The 23,070-nt window shown below is 38.5% G+C and carries 25 protein-coding genes; 1 reads left to right on the top strand and 24 read right to left on the bottom strand.

Going from position 1 to position 23,070, the window contains the following annotated elements; translation table 11 throughout:
• Positions 1-382: 382 nt before the first annotated feature.
• From FFR60_RS08180 to FFR60_RS08155, 6 genes are all read right to left on the bottom strand, one after another.
• The gene (locus FFR60_RS08180; protein ID WP_137663761.1) at positions 383-880 is read right to left on the bottom strand and encodes a GyrI-like domain-containing protein; all 498 of its coding nucleotides are present in this window, start codon (positions 878-880) and stop codon (positions 383-385) included.
• Positions 881-988: 108 nt separating this feature from the next.
• Entirely contained in the window at positions 989-2,281 is a 1,293-nt protein-coding gene (locus tag FFR60_RS08175) for a sensor histidine kinase (RefSeq protein WP_088933350.1), read from the bottom strand.
• 13 nt (positions 2,282-2,294) lie between these two features.
• A complete protein-coding gene (locus FFR60_RS08170) occupies positions 2,295-3,008 on the bottom strand; it encodes a LytR/AlgR family response regulator transcription factor (RefSeq protein WP_137663760.1) in 714 nt (237 codons plus the stop codon).
• 113 nt (positions 3,009-3,121) lie between these two features.
• A complete protein-coding gene (locus tag FFR60_RS08165) occupies positions 3,122-3,775 on the bottom strand; it encodes a TerC family protein (RefSeq protein ID WP_137663759.1) in 654 nt (217 codons plus the stop codon).
• Between the two features lie 93 nt (positions 3,776-3,868).
• On the bottom strand, positions 3,869-4,291 hold the full coding sequence (locus FFR60_RS08160; protein WP_137663758.1) for a DUF2000 domain-containing protein: 423 nt from the start codon (positions 4,289-4,291) through the stop codon (positions 3,869-3,871).
• 1 nt (position 4,292) lies between these two features.
• Positions 4,293-5,096 (bottom strand): helix-turn-helix domain-containing protein, encoded by an 804-nt coding sequence (locus tag FFR60_RS08155; protein ID WP_137663757.1) that lies wholly within the window; start codon positions 5,094-5,096, stop codon positions 4,293-4,295.
• Between the two features lie 133 nt (positions 5,097-5,229).
• Between FFR60_RS08155 and FFR60_RS08150 the strand changes: the two genes are divergently transcribed.
• Positions 5,230-5,958, top strand: coding sequence for a DNA alkylation repair protein (locus FFR60_RS08150; RefSeq protein ID WP_137663756.1), 729 nt, complete (start codon positions 5,230-5,232; stop codon positions 5,956-5,958).
• A gap of 44 nt (positions 5,959-6,002) precedes the next feature.
• On the opposite strand, the gene FFR60_RS08145 is transcribed toward FFR60_RS08150, so the two are convergent.
• From FFR60_RS08145 to FFR60_RS08060, 18 genes are all read right to left on the bottom strand, one after another.
• Positions 6,003-7,688 (bottom strand): immunoglobulin-like domain-containing protein, encoded by a 1,686-nt coding sequence (locus FFR60_RS08145; RefSeq protein WP_137663755.1) that lies wholly within the window; start codon positions 7,686-7,688, stop codon positions 6,003-6,005.
• Positions 7,689-8,100: 412 nt separating this feature from the next.
• A complete protein-coding gene (locus tag FFR60_RS08140) occupies positions 8,101-8,334 on the bottom strand; it encodes an LPXTG cell wall anchor domain-containing protein (RefSeq protein ID WP_137663754.1) in 234 nt (77 codons plus the stop codon).
• Between the two features lie 16 nt (positions 8,335-8,350).
• On the bottom strand, positions 8,351-8,971 hold the full coding sequence (locus FFR60_RS08135; protein ID WP_137663753.1) for a hypothetical protein: 621 nt from the start codon (positions 8,969-8,971) through the stop codon (positions 8,351-8,353).
• A gap of 32 nt (positions 8,972-9,003) precedes the next feature.
• Positions 9,004-9,525 (bottom strand): hypothetical protein, encoded by a 522-nt coding sequence (locus FFR60_RS08130; protein ID WP_088933359.1) that lies wholly within the window; start codon positions 9,523-9,525, stop codon positions 9,004-9,006.
• Between the two features lie 6 nt (positions 9,526-9,531).
• Positions 9,532-11,652, bottom strand: coding sequence for a pectate lyase-like adhesive domain-containing protein (locus FFR60_RS08125; RefSeq protein ID WP_137663752.1), 2,121 nt, complete (start codon positions 11,650-11,652; stop codon positions 9,532-9,534).
• Positions 11,653-12,048: 396 nt separating this feature from the next.
• Positions 12,049-12,879, bottom strand: a complete 831-nt coding sequence (locus FFR60_RS08120; protein WP_137663751.1) for a helix-turn-helix transcriptional regulator — start codon at positions 12,877-12,879, stop codon at positions 12,049-12,051.
• A 5-nt stretch (positions 12,880-12,884) separates the two neighbouring features.
• Positions 12,885-14,885 (bottom strand): HelD family protein, encoded by a 2,001-nt coding sequence (locus FFR60_RS08115; RefSeq protein ID WP_249354972.1) that lies wholly within the window; start codon positions 14,883-14,885, stop codon positions 12,885-12,887.
• Between the two features lie 127 nt (positions 14,886-15,012).
• On the bottom strand, positions 15,013-15,243 hold the full coding sequence (locus tag FFR60_RS08110) for a hypothetical protein (RefSeq protein WP_137663750.1): 231 nt from the start codon (positions 15,241-15,243) through the stop codon (positions 15,013-15,015).
• 14 nt (positions 15,244-15,257) lie between these two features.
• Positions 15,258-15,845 carry a TetR/AcrR family transcriptional regulator gene (locus FFR60_RS08105; protein WP_137663749.1) on the bottom strand — a complete coding sequence of 196 codons (588 nt, stop codon included), beginning with the start codon at positions 15,843-15,845 and terminating at the stop codon, positions 15,258-15,260.
• Positions 15,846-15,972: 127 nt separating this feature from the next.
• Positions 15,973-16,782 (bottom strand): MurR/RpiR family transcriptional regulator, encoded by an 810-nt coding sequence (locus FFR60_RS08100; RefSeq protein ID WP_137663748.1) that lies wholly within the window; start codon positions 16,780-16,782, stop codon positions 15,973-15,975.
• Between the two features lie 31 nt (positions 16,783-16,813).
• A complete protein-coding gene (locus FFR60_RS08095) occupies positions 16,814-17,215 on the bottom strand; it encodes a PTS sugar transporter subunit IIA (protein ID WP_137663747.1) in 402 nt (133 codons plus the stop codon).
• Between the two features lie 21 nt (positions 17,216-17,236).
• Positions 17,237-18,052 (bottom strand): PTS system mannose/fructose/sorbose family transporter subunit IID, encoded by an 816-nt coding sequence (locus tag FFR60_RS08090; RefSeq protein ID WP_137663746.1) that lies wholly within the window; start codon positions 18,050-18,052, stop codon positions 17,237-17,239.
• A 4-nt stretch (positions 18,053-18,056) separates the two neighbouring features.
• Positions 18,057-18,818 (bottom strand): PTS mannose/fructose/sorbose/N-acetylgalactosamine transporter subunit IIC, encoded by a 762-nt coding sequence (locus tag FFR60_RS08085; RefSeq protein WP_137663745.1) that lies wholly within the window; start codon positions 18,816-18,818, stop codon positions 18,057-18,059.
• A 15-nt stretch (positions 18,819-18,833) separates the two neighbouring features.
• The gene (locus tag FFR60_RS08080) at positions 18,834-19,310 is read right to left on the bottom strand and encodes a PTS sugar transporter subunit IIB (protein WP_137663744.1); all 477 of its coding nucleotides are present in this window, start codon (positions 19,308-19,310) and stop codon (positions 18,834-18,836) included.
• A 21-nt stretch (positions 19,311-19,331) separates the two neighbouring features.
• Entirely contained in the window at positions 19,332-20,345 is a 1,014-nt protein-coding gene (locus tag FFR60_RS08075) for a Gfo/Idh/MocA family protein (protein WP_137663743.1), read from the bottom strand.
• Positions 20,346-20,631: 286 nt separating this feature from the next.
• Complete coding sequence (locus tag FFR60_RS08070; RefSeq protein ID WP_137663742.1) at positions 20,632-21,330, bottom strand: N-acetylmannosamine-6-phosphate 2-epimerase; 699 nt, start codon at positions 21,328-21,330, stop codon at positions 20,632-20,634.
• A 141-nt stretch (positions 21,331-21,471) separates the two neighbouring features.
• Complete coding sequence (locus tag FFR60_RS08065) at positions 21,472-22,149, bottom strand: ribulose-phosphate 3-epimerase (protein WP_137663741.1); 678 nt, start codon at positions 22,147-22,149, stop codon at positions 21,472-21,474.
• A 34-nt stretch (positions 22,150-22,183) separates the two neighbouring features.
• Entirely contained in the window at positions 22,184-23,059 is an 876-nt protein-coding gene (locus tag FFR60_RS08060) for a class II fructose-bisphosphate aldolase (RefSeq protein WP_137663740.1), read from the bottom strand.
• Positions 23,060-23,070 lie beyond the last annotated feature (11 nt).

Below are 23,070 nucleotides of genomic sequence, written 5' to 3'. Positions count from 1 at the left end.
CATGCCAAAAAAGGCTGCTCCTGGATAAAATTTTATTTTAGCTTATCCGAGGAGGAAAAATATTTAATTGACGCGCTTAGAACCTCTAAGTTTTGTGACGCTCAAAGTCATCGTTTAAACATTCTTTCCACCTCCAGTTGTGTTTCTCCAAATTTTCAATGGATGTTGTCTCACCGCATCCGTAAAGTTCGTGTAAACACTTACAATCACTCTTTCAGTATAACGAAGGGAATTTTCTCCCGCAAGGCTTCCAAAAGAGAATCGTTCTCACTCTAGCAGAAGCAATCCAAGGATTTTCCGTCCGCTTGTCGGCTGTTTCTTTGAAGCAAGACAGAAAAAGCCCAGCATCCTACGAATGCTGGACTTCATTATTTACGATCAGCTATTTTCTTTTTACCGGCACCCAGATTTCCATATCTTCTCCTTGAGTATAAACCTCCAAATCTGGTCCGCCAGAACTCATCTCCCCTGTCATGTATCCTGTATTTAATAATTCGTATTCTTCTGACTCTGGTCCCCATTTCGTAACTATCTCGATCTGGGTAGTCCCGGCTGTTTTTCCTGTACAAGGAAAGACTGCCCAAGTATTCGCAGGAACCTCTGCTTCCTCCATACCATCAGGTGTCGGCGCAGTCGTGGCTGCAGCAATATAGTAGTCAAATTTCTTACTGTCCTCTGAATTAACATTGTAAAAGCTCGCGCCGATCACGCCAAAGGGTTCCCGATTGATCAAAGGTGCCACTGCTTCATGTTTATTTTCTGAGATGAATTGATTCCAGAAGGCTTCACAATCCTTCATGCCCTGCTGATTGTCATTGGTTGAGCGCATCTTCATACCGGCTAACTTGAAACTTTCTAATTCTACAATTCGATATTCCATTTTTCATTCCTCCAATTATGTGTGTTGGTGTCTTTCTTTGCTACACTCATAATTTATCATCTTAGATGGGGAATTTTAGGAAGCCGTCATGTTTGCTTAGGTTTCTCGTCATGTTTGTTCAAATAAATTAAAGGACACTTTAAAAGAATAATCATCGATCGCATAATTCAGACTGCCATGATAAGCTTCTACGATTTGACGAATCGTTTTCATTCCAATACCGTGACTGGTTTTATCCTGTTTCCGCGTGGTAAAAGATGTGACTTTGCCATCCGTACTGTTTTCGCAGGAAACGACTAATGAATGATTGAAATAGACTATTTTTAATTGAATATATTTCTGAGTATCGCAATGCTCGCAGGCTTCTCTGGCATTGTCTAAAATATTGCCAATTAATGAAGAAAGATTCGCATCGGAAAAGCCCATTTTTTCTGGACATTTGATTTCAAACTCGCAGGTGATTCCCGCCTGTCTGATTTTCTGATAATGCAGCCGCAGCAAAGCGTTTAAACCGCTATGCGGCGTAAAGGAAGGAATTTCATTTGAATCCAGCTGCTGAATCAATTCATTGATTTGCTGATTTGCAGTCGCTTCTTTATTCATATCTAAATAGCCAACGATCGAATACAATTGATTCTTCATGTCATGCTTTATTTTTCGAACCTCTTTTTGGTGTTTCTCAATTTGCTGATAATATTCTTCCAGCAGCTCATGACGCTGTTCCTGCAATTGGTATTCTTGATTCTTTTTAGATAGATTATCGGACATTTCAAAGCTTAAATAAAACAGAAACAGCAGCACAATCAAGCTGCCCATTAACAGATAGTCTTTAATCACAAATTGGGTGGTGCTCATCACACTAATGACTAGAATACCGATCGATAGACTACAAAGAGAGGCAATCAATAATTGAATGATGGAAAAATTCCGCTGAATCGAAATATCCCGTTTTTTTCTAGCGGACCAAAAAGAAAAAATCAGCAAAAAATTGATCAGCATCGCAATTCGATTTCCCACGCCGCCTCTGACAATAAACTCCAACAAATCATCACTAGATAAAATCAACCGAGTCAAAATAGCTAATATTCCTTCGCTGATCACAGTAAAAACAATAAACAAGATAGCGACTAATCCCTTTTGATACAGCCGGCCAACAAAGAAAAACTGAACACCTAGCAAAAAAAGCAGCGTGCCCAATAAATTATACAAAGGACGCAGTGGTCCGCCTGACTGATTGGAAAAAATATTGATGAAATAATAAGGAACCACTACTAAATAAATCATTAAAAAAATTCTGCGTTTCGGAATACTTGCCTTAACAGTAAAAAAGCTTAAAAACAATAAACCTGAACTGAGTGTCGTCAAAACTGTAACTGGAATAAAATTTTCTAAAAAGTCCATGCAGCCGCCTCCTTTACCGTGACAAAACAAATTGTTGGAATTGTTCATGGAAGGACGCGTGAAATTTTTTACTGATCGGCAATTTTTTATCCTCTTTCAAATAGACAAAATTACTCTCAACGGTACGCAGCTGTTCCAAATTGATAATGATGGAATTATGGATCTGAGCAAAGAATATTCCTTTTACTTGTTCTCGTGCATCCTTTAAGGTGCCATAATATTCATACGTTTCTCCTTCAGTAGTGTGAAGAAAAATTTTCCGCCCAGAGCTTTCAATAAAACTGATTTGCGACAAAAAGAAAGTATAGATTTTCTTCTGTGCCACAAATTGGAATACGCCTTTGCGCTTTTGCAAATAACGAATCGCTGAAGACAAGATTCCTAACGCCTTTTCCTGATCAAAAGGCTTGACGATAAATTGAAAGGCCAAAACCTCAAAGGCCTCTGACATCAATTCTGCATGACTGGTCATAAAGATGATCACCGCATCTGAGTCTGCTTTGCGAATCTGCGCAGCGGTTTCTAACCCATCTGTACCAGCCATTTCAATATCTAAAAGATAGATATGGAAGAAATTAGGCTGCTCTGTCAAAAATGCCAACAACGCATCGCCTGAAAAGAAAACTTCCGTATTGTATTTGTTCGTTTCCCCATGGAAAACCTGATCAACTAATTTTTCAACTTGACCACTCATCAAGCGGTCATCATCACAGATTGCTATATTCATTTCCATCTCCTTGTTGACAACGTTTTCTCTAGTATACCTGAGAAATCTATCTTGTAGTTTCCCAATTTAACAAAAAAACTACTGCAATTTATTTGCAGCAGTTCGTCTATATATTAAGATTGTTTTCGATTAAAGAGAAAATACATTCCCACTAATAAAACACACGAAGCGATTGAAACGATATGCCCGTTACTCAATCCACGGATTAAATGATGAATAAAATTATCTTCCACCAACATCGATCCGGCCGTATAAGCAATCAACAAAGCACCGATCCAAATCAGCCAAGGGAAACGATCCATTAGCTTCAAAATGACTTGGCTGCCGAAAATCACGATTGGAATACTGATGATCAGCCCTAAAACAGCCAATAAAAAATGTCCGTCCGCAACACCTGCGATGGCCAATACATTATCCAGACTCATCACGAGATCGGCAATAATGATCGTCCGAACTGCAGATAACAGGGTGGTTTCACTTTTAACCTCCGCCTCTTCTCCATTCGATTTCAATAAATCATAGGCAATGTAGAATAGTAAACCCGCTCCAATAATTTTTACGTATGGTACCGTTAATAGTTCAACCGCGATCAGCATCAAAAGAATTCTTAAGACGACTGCTCCCGCTGTCCCGATTACAATAGCTTTGTTCTGCGAATTTTTCGGCAATTTTCGAGTCGCCAACGCAATCACCACCGCGTTATCGCCGCTCAGAACTAAATTCAATACAATAATCGAAAGAATCTTCGATAGAATTTCAAGACTCATGTAACCCCCCCTAGAAAATCATCTTATCTAAAATACCACTTTTTGCTGAAATTTGCATGGAAAGGAACTAATGATTTTGTTGGGAAAAATAACTCAGCGCAACAGCGGCAAACTGCCGGTCAGCTTATTAACCTGCTTCTTATTGCCAAAAAGTGTCAGTCCAAAATAATCGATGGCAGATTCAGGCACTTCCTTCATCTTTTCAATGTATTCACTATAGGTTTTACAGCCTTGGGCGATATCGAAAAAATCGACGACCGTTAATTTTTCAAAATCTGGTTCATATAGCCGTGTCCGCATCATTCGCAGAAATTCACGATTGCCTTTTAAAATTGGAATCGGAAACTCAATGATCCCTTGATGAGAATAGCCGCTTTGATCAGTGATACTTTGCCCCACGACTTCTGGAAAAAGCTTGCCGATCGTTACACCCATAACCGCCGTACTATTTGCAATAATTCCTAATGGCATGGATTCATCCACTACCATCACACATTTTAACTCCTTAACTGACATCTTACTCCCCATTTCTTTTTTCAAAAATTGTTCGATATTGATTGGGCGTCAAACCGATAAACCGGCTGAAATAATTCGTAAAATGACTCTGATCGTAAAAGCCCGTCCGATCAGCAGTCTCAGTCAGACTACAGCCTTGCTCCAATAATTCCTTTGCTTTGACGATTCGGAATGTTTCGAGATAACGATAGGGTGTGATGCCTTTTTCTCGCGTAAATTGGCGAACCAAAGAATGCTTGTTTAAATGAACCAGCGCGCAAAGCTGATCCAAGGTAATTTTCTGATCATAATGCGCTTCTAAATAGCTGCAAACTTTGGCGATCGTTTCTTGTTCGTTAATTATTGCCGCCCGTGTTGTTTGAGTATATTGCTGCAATAATTCTTCAATCAACAAAATAAACAACGTTTCTTTTTCTTCCGCTTCCCCTTCATTCATGATTATCTGATGCAGCCTGCGAAAATCTTCCGCATATTTCGTTTGTGCCTGCATCGGCGCAAGGAATTTTGGTAACTCAGCACCTGTGAATGGCTGAAAAATCTCTTTTTTTAGATTGATGCAAAGATAGGTTAGACGATCCCCCTCAAGACCTTCGCAGCTATGATTGTCATAGGGATTAAACGTGATTAAATCACCCGGTTCCAGCATGTACTCTTGGTTATTAACTACTAAATTCCTTTTTCCCTCTTCAATCAACCCGACGACATAATAATCGTGAAAGTGATTGGGAAAATTTTGCGACACACCAGTGAAGGAGTAAGCCTCAATGCCCAAGTCTTCGTCGTAACAAATAATTTTCTGATTCAATGGCTCGCCTCCTTTCTTTTTTCCTATTGTACCAATCCTTTTGCTAAATCGCTTGGAAGATATTGACTGTTAAAAAAATCGTCTGTAATTATGGTATCATCGAAACAAAGAATATATTGGGAGGCGGATACAGTTGAAACATAAAGATCACTATAATGATCCATACATTTTAGACCTAGCAAAAAAAATCACGGAAGTTCAACCTGACTTTGACAGTGAACATTTTTCTGCTGAGTTAGTCGGAAATCTGGAAGATAAAGAATTGTTTGCGCGCTTTGATTTTATCGTTGATGCGTTAGATAAAAACTTGAGCGGAGACTATATTGAAAATATCCACGCTTTCCATCAACTTCTCGGTCCTGAATTGGAGCAGTCAACAGGGATGTTTAGTTTCGGCTGGTGGCTATGGCCGATCGGCCGTTATGTTGAACGTCATGGCAATGAAGATTGGGAAGTATCACTAGCCTTTTTGAAGGAATTAACGAAGCGCTTCACTGGCGAATATGCGATTCGACCTTTATTGAAGGAGCATCCGCAGGAAGTCATGGATGAATTGATTAAGTGGAGTAAAGATGAAAATGTTCATGTGCGCCGACTCGCTTGTGAAGGTGTACGAACTCGTTTGCCATGGTCGGAAAAAATTTATGCTGCTTTAAATGAGTTCGATCGTTACGCAGAAATTTTAACGAATCTAAAGGACGATCCGGAAAAGTTCGTGCAAAAAAGTGTCGGTAATAATCTAAATGATCTCTACAAAGATGCGCCAGAAAAAGCCGATTATCTTATCAGCGAATGGCGCAAAACGCCTTCGACCAAACCACAGGAATGGATCATCAAACACGGACGAAGAAATCAAAAATAGCCAAAAAAAGCTTCCCTCAACTTAATGAAGGAAGCTTTTAAACTTTAGTTTGCTTTTTTCATGCGTTTAAGAGCAAAAGCTAACAGAACCATGAATCCGCCAATTAATGTAACAAACAGGCTGGTTGATTCTTCACCTGTTTTCGGTAATTGCTTGCCGCTTTGAGTAGTTGCACGGGTAGGAACAGTCTGTTTATTTGCCGTATTAGTGGCTTTATTTGTAGTATCAGCTACCTTTTTTGTATCTTCATTTGGTTTCGACGGCTCACTATCTGCTCGATTTTTTACAGTTAGTGTGATCGTCTTAGTACTAGTTTCACCTTCTGGCGTAGACGCGTAGAACTCGATGCTGTGTTCGCCAGTCTCTACTAAAGTATTGTCTACGACTTTTACTTTAATATCACCATTCGTCACTTTGAAGCCGTCGATCGTGTCTTCTGGGTTTTCTGTTTTCGCCCATGCCATGATCATGTCTTCATCTAATTTATCGCCAACATACATCACTTTGTTGTCTACTAAGATTTTTGGTGTACGCTTTTCAGCTTTTTCGGTTACTTTTACATCCATCGTTTTCGTAATCGTTGCACCGTTTGAAGCTAATGCAGTATAAGTTACTTTGTAATCGCCTGTTTTCGCAGTATCCACGTTAGATTCTGCCCAGATACCGACAGCACCAGCTGCACTTGCTTTTGCAAGCTTATCTTCTTTACCTGAAGCATTCATCACGTAAGCTTGTGCAAAGCTGTATGGATCAAACGCTTGGCCCACTTCAAGGCTCATAGAAGATTGAACATCCATTCTGATTGTATCTTTTGTATCAAGAATCGTGATGTTTACGAGTTTTTTCGTAATCGTGTTGTATTCAGAAAGAACCGCAACCTCAACAGCTAATGTACCCGGTTGGTCGGTTGAATGATTTCCAGCTACTATGATATCCGCCGCTGCAGTCGGAACAACCGTGCCATCTGGTTTTCTAATCACGATACGTTCACGAATTGCTTGAATATAGTCACTGCCTTTTGGCAAGCTGAAATCAGCAAGCACGATTTCATACATGCCAATATCATCTTCAATAACACGAATGATCGCGCTTTGAGTTGCTAAGTTTCCTTGCGAGTTCGTTACTTTATAAGTTAGTAAATAATCGCCGGGCGTGTTGGTATCAACTGAACCAGTGTACGTCACTTTTGAAGTGATGTCCCCGTCTTTTTTATCCGTAGCACTAACGCCTTTCATCGGATCAAAGCTGCTGCCTTTGCGAATACTTTGAGTCGGCAAGATATTGATAGCCGGATGGGTATCCGTTGGTTTATTTGAAGGGAACTCCTCTACATCTAAAGGTTTCACTTCAACTTTATCTGTACTAGCCGCAGACGAAGAAGTTGTCTTTTCAGCTGTGCTGCTTGCAGGAACCTCTGTTTTTGGTTTGTCTGCAGGTTTTACTGTGCTGCTTTCTGTTGTTGGCTGAGTTGTCGTCTTATTACTTGATGTTTGTTGACTGCTTCCAGTCGTAGTGCTTGGCGCTTTAGGCGTTGTGCTTGGAACAGTTGTTTTATCTTTTGCTGGCGCCGGCACAGCAGGTTGAGCTTTTGCAGCTTCCTCAGTTTTTTTAACTGTTTCACTGATTGCCGTTGCGGTCTGCGTTTCTGTTGCAAGTGCCGTCGGTGCAGCAAGCAATGCCGGTACCAACAAGCCCGCGAGTGCTGCACATGTTAAATGCTTTCTTTTCATCTTTTCTCCTTTTCTTTCTCTTTAATACGGAAAAAGTATATCTTTCCTAAAACTGCTTTCTTTTCACGTTATATAATAATCGTTATTTAAAAAGCTGCCAAACTCCCTTTTTAAATTACTAATACGGTTCGACCCCACCATTTAAATAACTATAAACCAAAAAACAAAAGCAACTTATACTTTTGAAGATACCATAAAGAAAAGGCTTAATCAACGTAATTATAAGCATTAAATAATACTATTAATTTTTTAAATACACATTTAAAACAACAAACACCAGACATCTTTTTAACGATTAGTTGTTTATTTTACGCAAGAATAAATAAAAATCTGAAATGGCACTTAATAATTGAGTTCCATTTATTTAAAAGTAAATCTCATTATAAATTATTTTGAAAAAAAGAAGACCACCTTATTCGGTCGTCTTCCGCTTTTTCAAAACGAACAGCAGCAATATCAAACAAATTCCTGAAAATATCAGGTACTGGCTTTGATATTCGCCCGTCTTTGGATAACTTGCAGTCACCTGGACATTGGTAACTTGATTTTTAGTGCTCGTCAAATAATCAGAAGGGATTGTCGATTGTTCCTCTGCAAGCGAATCCGACGAACCTAAAATCCCTTCGATTTGAATCGTGCTCTTCAAAGAATCGCCTCCTTAATTAAGGCGCTACAGGATTTCCATCTTTTCCTAAAGCTTCAAATGCCAAAGTCAGCGTATGCGCTGTTTGTTCAGCTTTTCCTTTGTAGTACTCATCTTTTGTCGTTCCAGAATATTTATATGTCGTTGTATTCGCATGAGTACTTTGAGCATCAGTATCAACATTCATTTTTCCTTGATTATTCGCAAGCGTTAAAAATTCCCCTTCAGCAAAAGTTTTCAAATCCACTGATTTTTCTGCTGCGCTATAATCCGCTCCGCTGATCTTTAGCGCATCGACGTTATCGAGATTTCCAGAAGTCACGGTAAAGTCCTCTGCCGAAATTTTTACAGCACGACCACTATTATTAGTAATGGTGTAATCAGGAGATGTAATCGTTTTGTGTTGAGAATCTTTTGTCGTGTAAAAGATATTGGCTGTATCTAGTGTTACATTGATCCAGTCATCTGATCCTTCATCGATATTCGGTGCATTTTCATCCTCATTGTCTTGTCCTAGTGAACCATTTACAGTGATCGAAGCTGAATTTGTTCCATTAACATTTTCCTCTGCCGCATGAATACTCGCAGCACCGCCGCCTAAAAATCCAATAATTAGTAATCCGCTTAAAATTTTTTTCATTCTTGTTCTTCTCCTTTTATTAAATAGTATTGTTAGTTTTTGATATGAATCGTAATTTTTGCTGCGACCTCTCCTTTTTTCTCTTTTGTTTCATCATCATATAAAGAGAATTTCGCCGTTGCAGGATAATCCCCTTTTGATAATTTCTTTTCTAACTTGGCTTCTTTAATCTCTTCTCCTGGTTGAATCGCACCTGAGGTATAGATCAAGTCCCCATTGTCATTGCGAGTGATCTCGACATTGACGGGATAAGCGTTGTGAGCTGGATTTTGAATAGTCAGCTCACCAGCTTTATCGCTGGATTCAAAAGTCGCATCTGGGGCGATCACCATATTGAACTTGCTGCGATCGACTTTTTCCTGCGCCATTTTCTTTAAATCGGCATCACTGATTTTATTAGCATCTTTGCCTTCTGGTAAAAATTCTCCGCTGATCATCGAAACCGGTTTTGCCTCTTGTCTCGTGAAGAAATAAGCACCGATTCCTCCTAAAGCCAATAATAATAGCAGTAAAATCAGCAGCCATTTCTTTTTATTCTTTTGTTTTTCTTCCATTAATGTTTAATCCTTTCTTTCCGCAGTCATGGTCAAACGGTATTGGATCTTCTGTGCTGTTTTTTCGTTACCGTAATAGATTCCGGAAAAGCCCAGCTTTGTAGAAGAATTGCCCGCTAAATCTTTAAAGCTCAAAGGAGCATCACTTAAATTTTTGCTCAACACACCGATTGGCTGACCTGCTTCAGTCAATTTCAGCAGTATATCCTTTTTATTGTTTTCATCTGCTGAAGGTAATAACTGGATCCCTCCAGGATTTGACAGCTCTTGAAAATCAGTCGCTTGAATAGCAACCGGAAAAGAGCTGTGATTGTCGATCGAATAATCTCCTGCCTCATGGACTTTTTGCTGATCATCCGATTTATCTGAATAGAAAGCGACCTCTACTGGAAAACTGACGTTAATCATTTCCTGCTCCGTCTTAAATGGTACTTCCAGCCACTCACTTGATTGGCTATCGGGATCACAGACGATACGGACATACAGATAATATTCAGTTCTATCCTTCAGATTTGAAAATGTAACTTGTTGATCTAAATTGGACGTTTGCTGCTGTTCAATGAAGCCGTCACCCTCTGCTGAAGGATCATCGGTTTTCTTATCGTACAGCTTAAAATCTATATCTTTGATCAGATCATCGTTTCCATGCAGTTGATAGTCAGCCAATTGAAACGAAGCATCATGGGTGTCTATTTCTTGATTAACCGCCAATAGCTCAACTGGCGGATTCAGACGATTTAGTGTAATGGTTTCTGCATTTTTCAGCGCCGTTTTTTCATCAGCTGTAAAATCAGGGGTGTTTGGACCAGCAGAACGCGAAATCGTTGAGGTTGCAACACTCCATGTTCCAGCATCTAGCTGAGGTGTCAGTTTCAATGGTGAAGCTGGTTCATTGGTCACTACTTCATAGCCGTTCGTATCTTCTCCAAACGCAGAAAAGAAGAACTGACTCGATGCATTCGTGAATCCGATCGGGTTATAAGCGGTTCCTGCTTTTGCTTTAAATCGAATGCGTTTTGCATTATCGATCTCAAAGGCAGAATTTGCACCAACAGCTCGATCAAAAACTGACTCATCTTGACTTACCTCAAAATTCCCAACAGAATCTGGCAAAAATTTAAGCGCGCTGCCTGCTGCTAATCGCATATAACGAGGATAATTGACTGAGAATTCCGCACTCTCTCCTACTGTAATAAAAGCTGGTTTATCGAAATAGTAAAAATACCCCTTCGCTGAGTTTGTTCCCATTACCGAAAATTTTGAATTCTTCGCTAAAGTAATCACACTATTGTTTGTTCCGTCAGCATAAATGAAATGGTGATTTGAAGTGATATCGACCTCCGCGCCTTCTCCTACTGTAATACTGCTAGAACTTCCCGGTGCCCAAAGAAAACCGAGCTCGTTATTAGTATTTTGAACAATGGTTGTCTGGCTGCCAGCAACAAACTCAAGATTATTACATTCAGCAAATTCTTGCCCATTAGCCGTGGAGCCATCTACATTTTGCTGCATGAACTGGTTGGTTCCATGAAAATAGATCTTGCTATTGATATTTCTAAGATAAAAGGGTTGTGCACTTTGATTCGAGTAATAATTCACGTTTTCAATATGTAATTGTGTTGCCGTTTCACTTTGCATAATTCCATAAAGTCCAACTGCCGGTACTGTATAATCCTCTGAGCCAAACGTCACATTTTGTAACTTAATCGTTAATCCCCCAGTTGTCGTATACAGCCCCTTATTTGAGTTTAAATTCCCACCATTATAAGAAATCTGACGATTATTTCCATCAATGGTGACATTTCCTGTGATAGGAATGGCTGTATTTCCAAAGTCAAAGACTTCCGTAGAATCCGCTAGTTTTATGTAAGGTTCTTTATTTTTTAACGCAGTCTGCAATTCACTAACAGTAGAAACGACCGCCCATGATTCCTCATACGTCTGATTCTCAATAACCATCTCACTATTCTCAGTTGTACTTACTTGCTCTTCTGAACTTTGTTGTGTATGTTCAGTCACTAAATCTTCAGTATTTAAGCTTTCAGCCTGAACAAGAGTTTTAGAAAGACAAGTACTTAAAACAGTAAAAAATAAAATTAAGATAATGTTAGACTTGTATTTATTCATTACTACCAACCCCAAAGGTTTATAAAATTCGCCAATAATAATAATATAAATAAAAAGTAACGACATAACAAATTCAAAAAAAGTAAAACTATACAATAACCAACGTTACTGAATTTTGTTACGGAATTCATTAATTGTTTATAATAACTATCAATAAATAATAATAGAGATTAGATTCATTTCCCTTCTCCTCCATTTTTTAAAGAAAACGGACTGATCATGCAGATTTTTTAGAAAATCCAACAGTTTTCCTCTATTTATTGCTATTGCTTTTTTATCATTTCGTTTTTTAAAAGAGCATTTTGAAGAATTTAGACCAAAATTTGATAGATTAAAGTTTAAGTTTTCACAAAAAAAACAGCCTAATTCATCGTTAAGCTGTCTGACTTTATTGATTCAGTTAATAGCAGATAAGGGTAAAATCATTTTTTCTGTCGGATAGTTGACCTCAATAATTTCTTCACTAGGAACAAAGCCTAACTTCAACAAACGTTGCCGATGACCAATATCCAGTTTGTCTAACGACCGAAAAGTTGTCGTATAAAGAGCCGTCGGTCGTTTTTCGTAAACCAACTTCCTGATTAATTTCTGCTCGACCTCGAGTTCCCAGCAAAAGGGAAGGACTGTGAGATTTTCGATTTTTTGTTTTCGAAAGTCATATAAGAGCAAGCCTATGATTCGCCCTTTTGCCCAAGCAAGATAGCAGTTTTTCTCTTTGATAATTTTTTTGAGTGAGTGCAGATACTCCTGCTTTTCCAAATATGGCAAGGCTCCCCGCATCAATTGAGCAAAATACAGAATTTTCTCTTGATCTCTTAGTCTACCCTGTTGAACAATTATATCTTCTTCTTCGGCCCATATTAAATAGTCCGAAATAGTATAGGGTTCTTCAATAAAGAATTCTTTGTTCTGTAATCGGTAGCGCTTAGGAGTGAGCTTGAATAGTTCTTCGAAAGCCTTGGTGAACGCTTGTTGACTTTGATACTCCATCTGAAACGCTACCTCAATAATTTTTTGGTCCGAATAAAGCAGAGCTTTGGCCGCTTCGTTTAATCGCCTGCGCTTGACATAGTTATAAAGGGATTGTTGAGTGATGGCTTTGAATTCATGCAGTAAATAGAACTTTGAATAGTCAAGCTGCTTGGCCAAACCTTCAAGAGTCACTCGCTCTTGCAAATGTTCTTCAATGTACTCCGTAATCCCTGCGACCAACTGGGAATTATTCATGTTTCTCACTTCCTTTGAAGAAAATAGAGGGCATGCATGGCTCGTGTCGCTGCGATAAATAATTGCTGCTTTCCTAATAAACCAGGATAATTTTCCTCATCAGCATCAACAATAATCACTGCATCAAACTCCAAACCCTTCGACTGAACCAGCGGGCAAATGGAAAGATGCTCCTGCAAGTTCGCTGATTCATCTGCAAGTATTCCGCAATTTATTCCTTGCTCATTCAGTAACTCCAGCCATTCATTTGCTCTTGATAAAGTTTTCGTTATCAACGCAATCGTGGTCAGCCCTTCGCCTCTTAATTGCTCTGTTATGTCTATTATACTTGAAACTTCTTCCGCTCGAGAATGAACGATTCGTTTTTGTGGTTCCCGACCATGGCGTAAGACTGGTTCAATTGTTTGATCATCGATGATTTTTTTAGCACAAGAAATAATTTCATAGGTTGATCGATAACTCTTCGTAAGAAAAATCGATTGCGCTTTAGGATAGCATGTCTGCAATTCACCTAAGTTCATTTCATTAATCGTTGTCAAAGATTGAGTAAAATCCCCAATCAATAAAACTGGACAAGAGAATAATTTCTTGAATACCTCATATTGGATCGGCGTATAATCCTGCATTTCATCAATAATCAAATAGCGAATCTGCGAAAACTCGTCGATTCCTTCAATAAATAAACGAATATAAATGATGGGAAATAAATCAGAATAACTAACCAGCTTTTTAATTGAGAAATTCTGTTCTGCTAAAAAATGATGATACAGCTTCGTACTTGTCGTATAATTGAACATTTTCTTCAAGCGGTTAAACAATTGCTTTTTCGTCGGCTTTCGCTTCGGCTGAAAAGGGCGGCTGCGCAGATTTTCTAATATATCTTCTGCAATAAGTCGGAAGCGTTCAAATATTGGTTTCTTCCGATATGCCCTGTAGCGCTTCAGAATGTATTCCGCGTCATAATTATAATCGCCAACCGTAATCGTTTGTGGTGTAAACCTTTCAAGTTCTCTGAGATATTCTTTCAAATTTTCGACACATCGTTTAGTAGCAAGATAGCTGATTCGTTCACTTAATTGCAACTGACCATTGAGGTATAAGGCTTCGATCTCTTGAAACCGCGAAGGCACCTTCATGATACCTGAAACTGTCTGACCAAATTCGTCGATGGTCCATTCAGTTACTGGGTCTTCTCCTAATTCTGGCAGTACTTGCGCAATAAATTGGCTAAACGTACGATTGGGTGAAAGGATCATCACCTGATCAGAAGTGATACGATCACGAAAATGATAGAGCAAAAAAGCGATGCGGTGTAAAGCAATCGACGTTTTACCTGAACCAGCGACTCCTTGAATAATCATATCTTTTGAACGACTATCGCGAATTACTTGGTTTTGTTCCTTTTGGATCGTACTGATGATAGTAGACATTTGCCCGCCTTTTTGCTGCCGCAGTTCATTTTGCAAAACCTCATCGAAAACAGTCGTGTCCGTTTCTACAACATAATCAAGTTCTCCATCTTTGAACTTGATCTGGCGCTTTCTTTTTATCTCGCCTGCTACGGTGCCCGCCGGTGTCTGGAAATGTGCTGCTCCTAAGTCATAATCATAGAAAATACTTGCGACTGGAGCGCGCCAATCATAAATCAACAAGCCTTGTTCATTCGTTGAAAAAGAAAAGGGTCCAACGTAAATTTTTTCTGCTGCCTGCTCTCCCTCATAAACAAAATCAACGCGAGTAAAGTACGGATTCTGCTTTTGCTTTTCTAAACGAATTAATTGTTTGCCGCTGACCGATTCAGCTAATTGCTGCTGATCCAACAGCCGCGAATTGATAAACATTTCATGAGGATCGATCTCCCCCTTATAATCGACCAGGTACTGATGAAACTGCTGCGGTTCTTTGGTAAAACGAATCACTTCTTGTTCAAGTCGGCTTTCCTTTTTCTCGATTTCTTTGCGAATCATTTGCCACTCTTTTTGTTCTTCCGCTAAAATATTCATCATTGATCACCTCTCACAAACTTGCTCAAATAACCAGTATAAATGGGAAGTGAAAAAATTTTTTCATCAATGTTGCGGTCTTTTCAAAAAAACGCCAGAACATAGAGCCGTTCTAGCGTTTGATTTGTAGTTAAGCTTTTATCTGATAATGAAGCGCTGTAGCGCCAGCAATACTTAGAATGCCCAATGTAACCATCGCTTTGCTAGATAACAAGACGCCTCCAGCCACTAAACCTACACCCACTACGGTATTACTTTTTACACTTGCTTGAATACTTTTTTTTGATGGTCTAGGAATCTTTATCGATACGCCCATATCTTCTGATACTTTTTCAAAATACTTCGCTGAATGATCAAACATCTTTTTTCCTCCTTTTATTCTTCAGTAAATAATTGATCGCTGATTGTTTCCAACATAAAAGTAAATACTTCCATTTGATCATAGACCGTATTCGTAAACGTTACTGTATAAAGCAAACTGCTGAGTACACCAAAAGCCTTTTTTTCAGAAATCGCTAATTTAAGATTCGTATAGGAAAGGATATCATCAAAAAATGACAAGGAGCTGCTGGTAAACTCTTCACGTTCATCCTCACTTAAACGATTCAGTAAAGCCAAAAAATCTGGATTTGAAAAATCATATAAAAACGGGGATGCTTGATATTCACGATACAGGCCAATCATCGCTTTGATAAAACCTTCTTTATTGGGATATTTCTTCAGTATTTCCATCCAGTCACTTCTTAATCGCTCCTGTACCAAAATAAATGTAGAAATGAACAGCTCTTCCTTATGCTCAAATAAAAGATAGAAAGATCCCGTTGCAATACCTGTTTCTTTTGTAAGTTCACCTATCGTTGTTTTTCGATAACCTAATCTAGTCCAACTTTTCTCACAAGCAGCACATAGTTTATTTCTTAAATTAATCTTATCTTCCTCGGAAAATCCTTTGCTTTTTTTCATTGTTTTCGCTCCTCAAAACATCGTGAATATATATAATTATATATTCATGATACATTATGGTGTTGTCAGATGCAACCTTGCACTAAAAAAACGTACAGAAAAAGAAAATCTCTTCTGTACGTTTATCTTATTCTTCTACACGTTTATTGATGATCGCTTTTAATGTTTTCTCTCTGATTTCTAAACTTTTTGAAGCATGATGTTCGTTTTCATAAATATCTATGAGCAACCCAGCTATATACATTTGACTCATCCTGCCAGGCACTGGTGAACTGAAAAACTCATCATATGAACTTTGAATGACCACATCACTCAATTTCGCTATTGGCGAAAGTAAATAATTTGTTATTCCTACAACCATTACATTATTTTCTTTAGCAATATTGATTGTCTCAATCAAATTTGCCGTTCGACCAGACAATGAAAATACAATAAGTAAATCGTCATGAGTCATTACATTTGCAGCATTCACCTGAAAATCTGAATCTAACAAGGCCGTTGATTGAACTCCATTTCTTAATAGCAGTTTCTCTAAATCTATAGCTGCCAGTCCACTCTGACCTTTGCCCAATATATAAATATGGCGCTTCCCTTCAATCAAACCCACGACTTTTCTATAGTCGTTCTCGTCAATAAGGTCATGCGTTCGATCCAAAGTTTCTTTGATTTTATTCAACAAAGAAGTATTGTTGAAATTGTCTTGTTCAATCCGTACATTGTTTTTGGCAATCGCGATTTTCAATTCAGTAAATCCTGAGAACCCAACCTTTTTGCACAATCGGTTAATTGTGGCGTCCCCAACATTTAGTAATTGTTTTAGATCGCTTATCGTATTGTGTACGACCTTATCCTTATTTGAGACTATATAATCAGCAACTTTTCGTTCAGATTTAGTCAGTCGATCATAATTATTACTTATCGTGTCTATAGCATTCATTGAGTTTTTTCCTTTAAAGTTAGTAATTCTATCAAATATTCAACGTTTCATTCCAATTCATAATACCATCTTTTCCCACACTAATCATATCATTAAAATCAACATTATCTGATCTAAATTGACTGTATTCTAAAATTAGCGGCAAGTTCATGCCCGTAATAATTTGAAGCCTGTCTTTATGCTTAACGTCGGTTAACATTTTAGCGATTACGTTAGCTGGTGTTCCAAAAGCTAAATCGCAGAAAATAACTACTCCATCCCCTGTATCAACCAACTCAATTTTATCAGACAATTTATCTCTAAAGTCTGAAATATCTTGCCCTGCAGACAGAGTCAGTGTATCAAGTTGTTCAAGCTTTCCTGCAAAAAGCTCCAATGTATCTCGCATTCCTTCTGCCAAATTTCCATGGCTGACAATCAAAATCCCCTTCATGTGCAATCGTTTCCTTTCTGTTTAGACGATTCCAAAGAACGATAAAGCAATTGATACTATAATTGTTCCAAAGATCACTTTAGAAATACTAACTTTTTTCTTACCAATCAAATAGTAAAACAAAAATAATACTAAAATTGAAAATAGGCCGGGAATCAAATTATCAAAATTATCTTGGATTTTCATTTTAGTTTCTCCAAAGGTTACAGTTAAAGGTGTAACTAATCTAACCATAGACGCAGTCAGCGCCCCCATCATCATCATCCCTAAAATATTTGCACCTTCAAGTACATCCGTCATTAATCTTGAGGATAAAACATCCTTAATTGCTTCTCGACCCTTGATATAAGTTAGGTTCGTTGTCAAAACCAATTCACACATTAAAATGAAGTTCCCTAAAAATAGCATCAGTAATCCTACAAAGGAACCGCTTGCAGCCAATGTACTAGCAGCTAAGATACATAGCGTTTGGAGTGTGCCTGCACTAAAAGAATCTCCAAAAGCTGCTACAGGTCCCATCAATCCTGTTTTAATACCAATAATTGCTTCATCAGAGATGGTCCCTTCATTAGCCTTTTCTTCTTCCATAGCTAGAACAGTTCCTAAAATCAATCCTCCAGCCGTACAATTTGTATTATATAGTTCCAAATGTCGTTTCAAAGCGCGTTTTAAATCATCAGTAGTATCGTATAATTTTTCTAATACCGGCATTAAGGCATAGGTAAAAGAGATTGACTGCATTCTTTCATAGTTCAAGGATATTTCAGTTGAAAAATACCATCTGAACATGGTTTTATTGATATCTGAACGTGTTAGTTTTTTTTCATTCTTTTCCATTGTATTACCCTCCCATTGATTCAGAAAGCTGCTTACGATTCAACACAGTAATAAAGGCGATCGAAATAGCAATGATCCCTGTTACTAAGGAATTCATACCCAGTACTGATACACAAACAAATCCGATAATAATATATGGTATTAGTCTAGGTTTACCTATTGAATTAATGATTAGGGCAAAACCAACAGCTGGTAAGACACCGCCAGCAACCTCTAGGCCGTGCATAATCCATTCAGGAACTATCTTTAAAAGATTCAACATGACGTCCTGTCCGAATAGCACGACAATAAATACTGGTAAAAATAATAGTAGGAAAGATGTTGCTACAGGGTACCAAATAGCTGCTCGAGCGATCCCCTTAGTATCAGCCTTCTCAGCGTATTCGTCTGCCTTATGCACTAAAGGAACATTGATAATCTTCCGTAAATTTAGTAACTGCGCTCCTAAAAGACCTAACGGCACAGCAAAGGCAATTGCTTGCTCAACAGACAATCCAGTATTCAAAGCAATTGGGATCATAGTTGCTGCCGCCATCCCTTGGTCAGTCGGCAAGTTTCCTCCAGGTGCAATAATCCCGGCAAACACAGCTGCAATACCACCTCCAATAATTAAACCGGTTGCCACATCTCCATAAATCAAGCCTGAAATAATCCCAATAAAAATCGGATTTCCAATAAAAAATAGAGCAAAATAACCACCAATCATTCCTCGACTTAACCAATAAAGCAATGCCATCGCAACAGCCATTACAACACTGTGATCCATAATATATCCTCCAATCTATTTAATTTTGTTCCTAATACCTTCTAACGATAACTTTTCATTTTCAGGAATTGGCTGAACATACACATTCAATCCTTTTTCCTGCAATTCTTCCATGTCTTCGAATTCTTCTTTTGTTAAGGCCACTCCAGAAGTCACAAATCGGCTATCTTTTCTAGTCTGAACAGCACCAACATTCAGTTCAACTAAATCCACACCATCCTCTAATGCTTGCTTCGCATTTTTGATTTCTTTAAAAATAATCATTACGTCATCGTTCTTTTTGTTTAGTGTAGTCGCCAATTCTGCCAAAGACACAATTTCAACTTCATTTCCAGGAGCTGCTAACTTATAGATATCACACATAAAGTCGTCATTTTTTAAATCATCGTCAGCCACAATAATTCGATGTATTGGATGATACTTAATCCATTTAGCTACAACTTGACCATGTATCAATCTGTAGTCCACTCTGACAATTCTTTGATTTGCCATGTTCTTTACCTCCCTTTTTTATTAAAGTCTAACGCGTTCTCCTGTTCTTAAACTTTCATGGATCGCATCAGTAACCTTTGCAGCCTGTAAACCATCATAAACATCTGCTACAAAATCAGAGCCATCGATTAAACTATCAATAAAACTATTAATTGGATCTGCACCAAAACCAACTACTTTGTTATTGAAATCATTGAAGAAGAAAACATTCGGTGTATGTGTTTTTTCATGGTCAGCCATTTCAACACCGCGGTCTTGGTTATTGATTCTAATATACTTTTCCGATGTTAAAACAGCAGTACGGCTATCATTAACCTTAGCGAATCCCGAAGGCAGAATCCAGGAATTCTCCAACGTCCAAGTGCAACCGTTTTCAAAAGTGATGATTGATTGAACACTATCATAAGTTTCAACACCCATGCTAGGTAAGAGTTTCTTTGAGCCTACTGAATAAACTTCCGTGACTTCACAATTCATATACCAACGCATCAAATCTATACAGTGTACTCCTAGAAAATCGATCGGATCAGAAGCATTCCCCCATTTGAACCACTTAGTTGGAACGTCAATAGTATCATCCATATTCATGTACCCTCGGATTGGATATCCATGTTCAGACTCTTTTAACTGATTGTACGTGTAGATAGCAGCCGGATCCCATCTCTTATGAAAATCAACTGCTACTCTGACATTGTTCTTTTCAGCTGCATCTAGAATCATTTGACAATCCTTAACTGTTGTAGCCAAAGGTTTCTCAATCAATACGTCCACACCATGATTAATGCATTCAACAGCTGGCTCTACATGTAAATGGTCTGGTGTTGCAACAGAAACCGCATTCAATTTTTCGTTAACGAGCATCTCTTTCACCGTTGCGTAAGTATTTACTTTGTATTTTTCTTCTACTCTTTCCCTGATATCCGCATTGAAGTCACATACAGCAACCAAATCAACAAATGGATTCTGTTTGTAAACATCCACATGATGTGTTCCATAGATACCAGCACCAACAACCGCAACTTTCAAATTCTCCATAAATTATTATCCTCCATTATATATGATTACGGATAAATTATCCGTAAATTAAGTTTAGCATGTTTCTTATCCATGTCAATAGTTTTATGAAAATAAAATTAGAATGATATATTAAAATTTCTTAGATTTTTTAACAGAAAATTGAATGAAAAAGCCATCGAAAATTTCGGATATTATTGAATGTTTCAAATCAATAATAACGAAACTCCGATGGCAAAGTTTGAGTGAGAAATGTTGATAAATGAAGCAAAAAACACTTCTCAAACAGCCACTTGTTAATTTCCTTTTAATCAGTCAATTCTGTTACAAACCGCTCCGTAATTTCCTTTGGCCGGGTAATCGCACCGCCAACGACAATACCGCTAACGCCCATAGTCTGGATTTTTTTCGCTTGTTCGGGAGTATGGATTTGCCCTTCAGCGATAACGGGGAATCCTGCATCGACTAGTTTTTCTATCAATTCAAAGTCTGGTCCTTGACCTTTGCGATTTGCTATCTCTGCAGTATAACCGCTTAAAGTCGTACCGACAAAATCAACCCCTGCTTCGTAAGCATTTATACCTTCTTCAAAAGTTGAGATATCAGCCATCAGCAGTTGCTTAGGGTATTTTTCTTTAATTTGCTGAATGAACTGGTTGATTGTCAGTCCGTCATGACGTTTACGCAACGTGCAATCCAACGCAATCACTTCCACGCCAGTTGCCGCCAGTTCATCTACTTCCTGCATACTTGCGGTAATAAACGGTTCTTCTGGCGGGTATTGTTTCTTGATCAAACCGATCATTGGCAAATCGACAACTGCTTTGATTTCCAGAATATCTCGCACAGAATTCGCTCGGATCGCTGCCGCACCACCTTCTTTTGCTGCTAATGCGATCAAAGGCATTATTCCGCCCTCTTTTGTATATAAAGGTTCACCAGGCAAGGCCTGACAAGAAACGATCAAGCCGTCTTTTATCTTGATTAGAAATTCTTCTTTCGTCATTTGATTTGCTCCATCCTGCTAACTAAATTTATATCAATGATAAAAGGTTACCATGATATAAAAAATCTGTATAGACAGCTAACCCTTGAAGAAAAAAAGCTTGCCCTAAATATATTAAGGCAAGAACAGATGACGATCATTTTACTTCTTTTCTAACGATGTGAAGCTTTGCTTTAAGCTTTTTAGTTTTTCTTCGTAAGAACCTGGTTTGTCATTGAAGAGTGCTGAGGTTCCAACAACATAAAGATTTGCACCAATCTCACTGATAGCAGCAGTTGTTTCGGAATTAATATTGCCATCGACTTCAATAAGGGGCGTCACTTTTTGCATTTCAAGCTGACGATTCAAACGTTCAAGCTTCTCTAAAACCGGCCATTGAAAGCTTTGTCCAGCAAAACCAGGATTGACCGTCATTATAAGAAGTAATTCTACAGATGCTAAATAAGGAAAGAGCTTTTCGACCGGTGTTTCAGGATTGATTGCAATCCCAGCTTTGATCCTCTTATCATGAATCATTTTTATTAATGCCTCAGGTTCTTTAGTCGTTTCCAGATGAAAAGTCAGATAATCCGGTGCTAACGGCGCAAACATCTCAATATATTTCTCTGGATGGACACAAGCCAAATGAACATCAGTAGTAAACTTTTTTGTCTGAATGATTGGTTCCAATACATATGGAGCCATCGCCAAATTATTTACATAGACACCATCCATTACATCACAGTGCAGCCAATCAATTCCCGCTGCATGCAATTCCTGTAATTCCTGTCCCAGCGCTAATTGATTTCCGCACATGATCGATGCTGCAATCTTTTCCATCTCTTTTCCTCCATTAAAGCTTAATGTCAAAAGATCAAGGGTTCATAAAAATTTCCATCGCTGCCTTCACATTGTTCTTCATCGCTTCTATTGCGCTCAATGAAAGCTCATCGAAGAAAACGGAATCTCCTGAAAAATTCTCCAGCTCTTCTTGAAGAACTTTACCAGCCGCTTTATTCATGTAGGTATAATAGTTGATCTTGCATATTCCATTTTTTATCGCTGTTCGATAATTCTCTTCCGATACACCCGAACCGCCATGCATCACAAAAGGCACATCGATTTTTTCTTTGATTTGAAGAATTCGATTTAGATCAAGCTTCGGTTCTTTCAAATAAATCCCATGGACAGTCCCGAAACCGATAGCCAGACAATCAACCCCAGTTTCTTCCACAAAAGCCTTCGCTAAATCTGGATCGGTATAAACATCTTCCAAGTCTTCATAATCTTCGCTAGAGTCAGAACCTCTTCCTTCTCCGCCTCCCACTGCTGACGTAAAAATATGTCCTAACTCTGCTTCAACGCTAACACCGACAACGTGAGCGATTTTTACGATCTCCTTGGATTCTGCCAAGTTGACCTCATATTCCTTGCTGGATGCATCATACATAACAGAAGTGAATCCTAATCTAATCGCTTTGACACACATCTCAAAAGATGCCCCATGATCCAAATGCACTGCCACGGGAACTTTCGCTGCTTTGGCATATTGAAGCATGATTGGTCCGATCTCTTCTAAAGAAATCAGATTTTCATGTACCTCTGCATGCTGCAAAATCACTGGTGAACCCAACTCTTCTGCTGCTTGAATGACTGCTCGGATCGCTTCTAAGTTGGGGACGTTAAACGCTCCAACGGCATACTTTTTTTCTTTTGCATCTTTCAAAAGCTCATTTAATGTTACTAACATGAATCTTCCTC

This window comes from Enterococcus hulanensis (assembly GCF_005405485.1).
Taxonomy (GTDB): Bacteria; Bacillota; Bacilli; order Lactobacillales; family Enterococcaceae; genus Enterococcus_A; species Enterococcus_A hulanensis.
The sequence above is the reverse complement of the archived record's forward strand: the minus strand, read 5'-3'. Positions and strand labels throughout refer to the sequence as shown.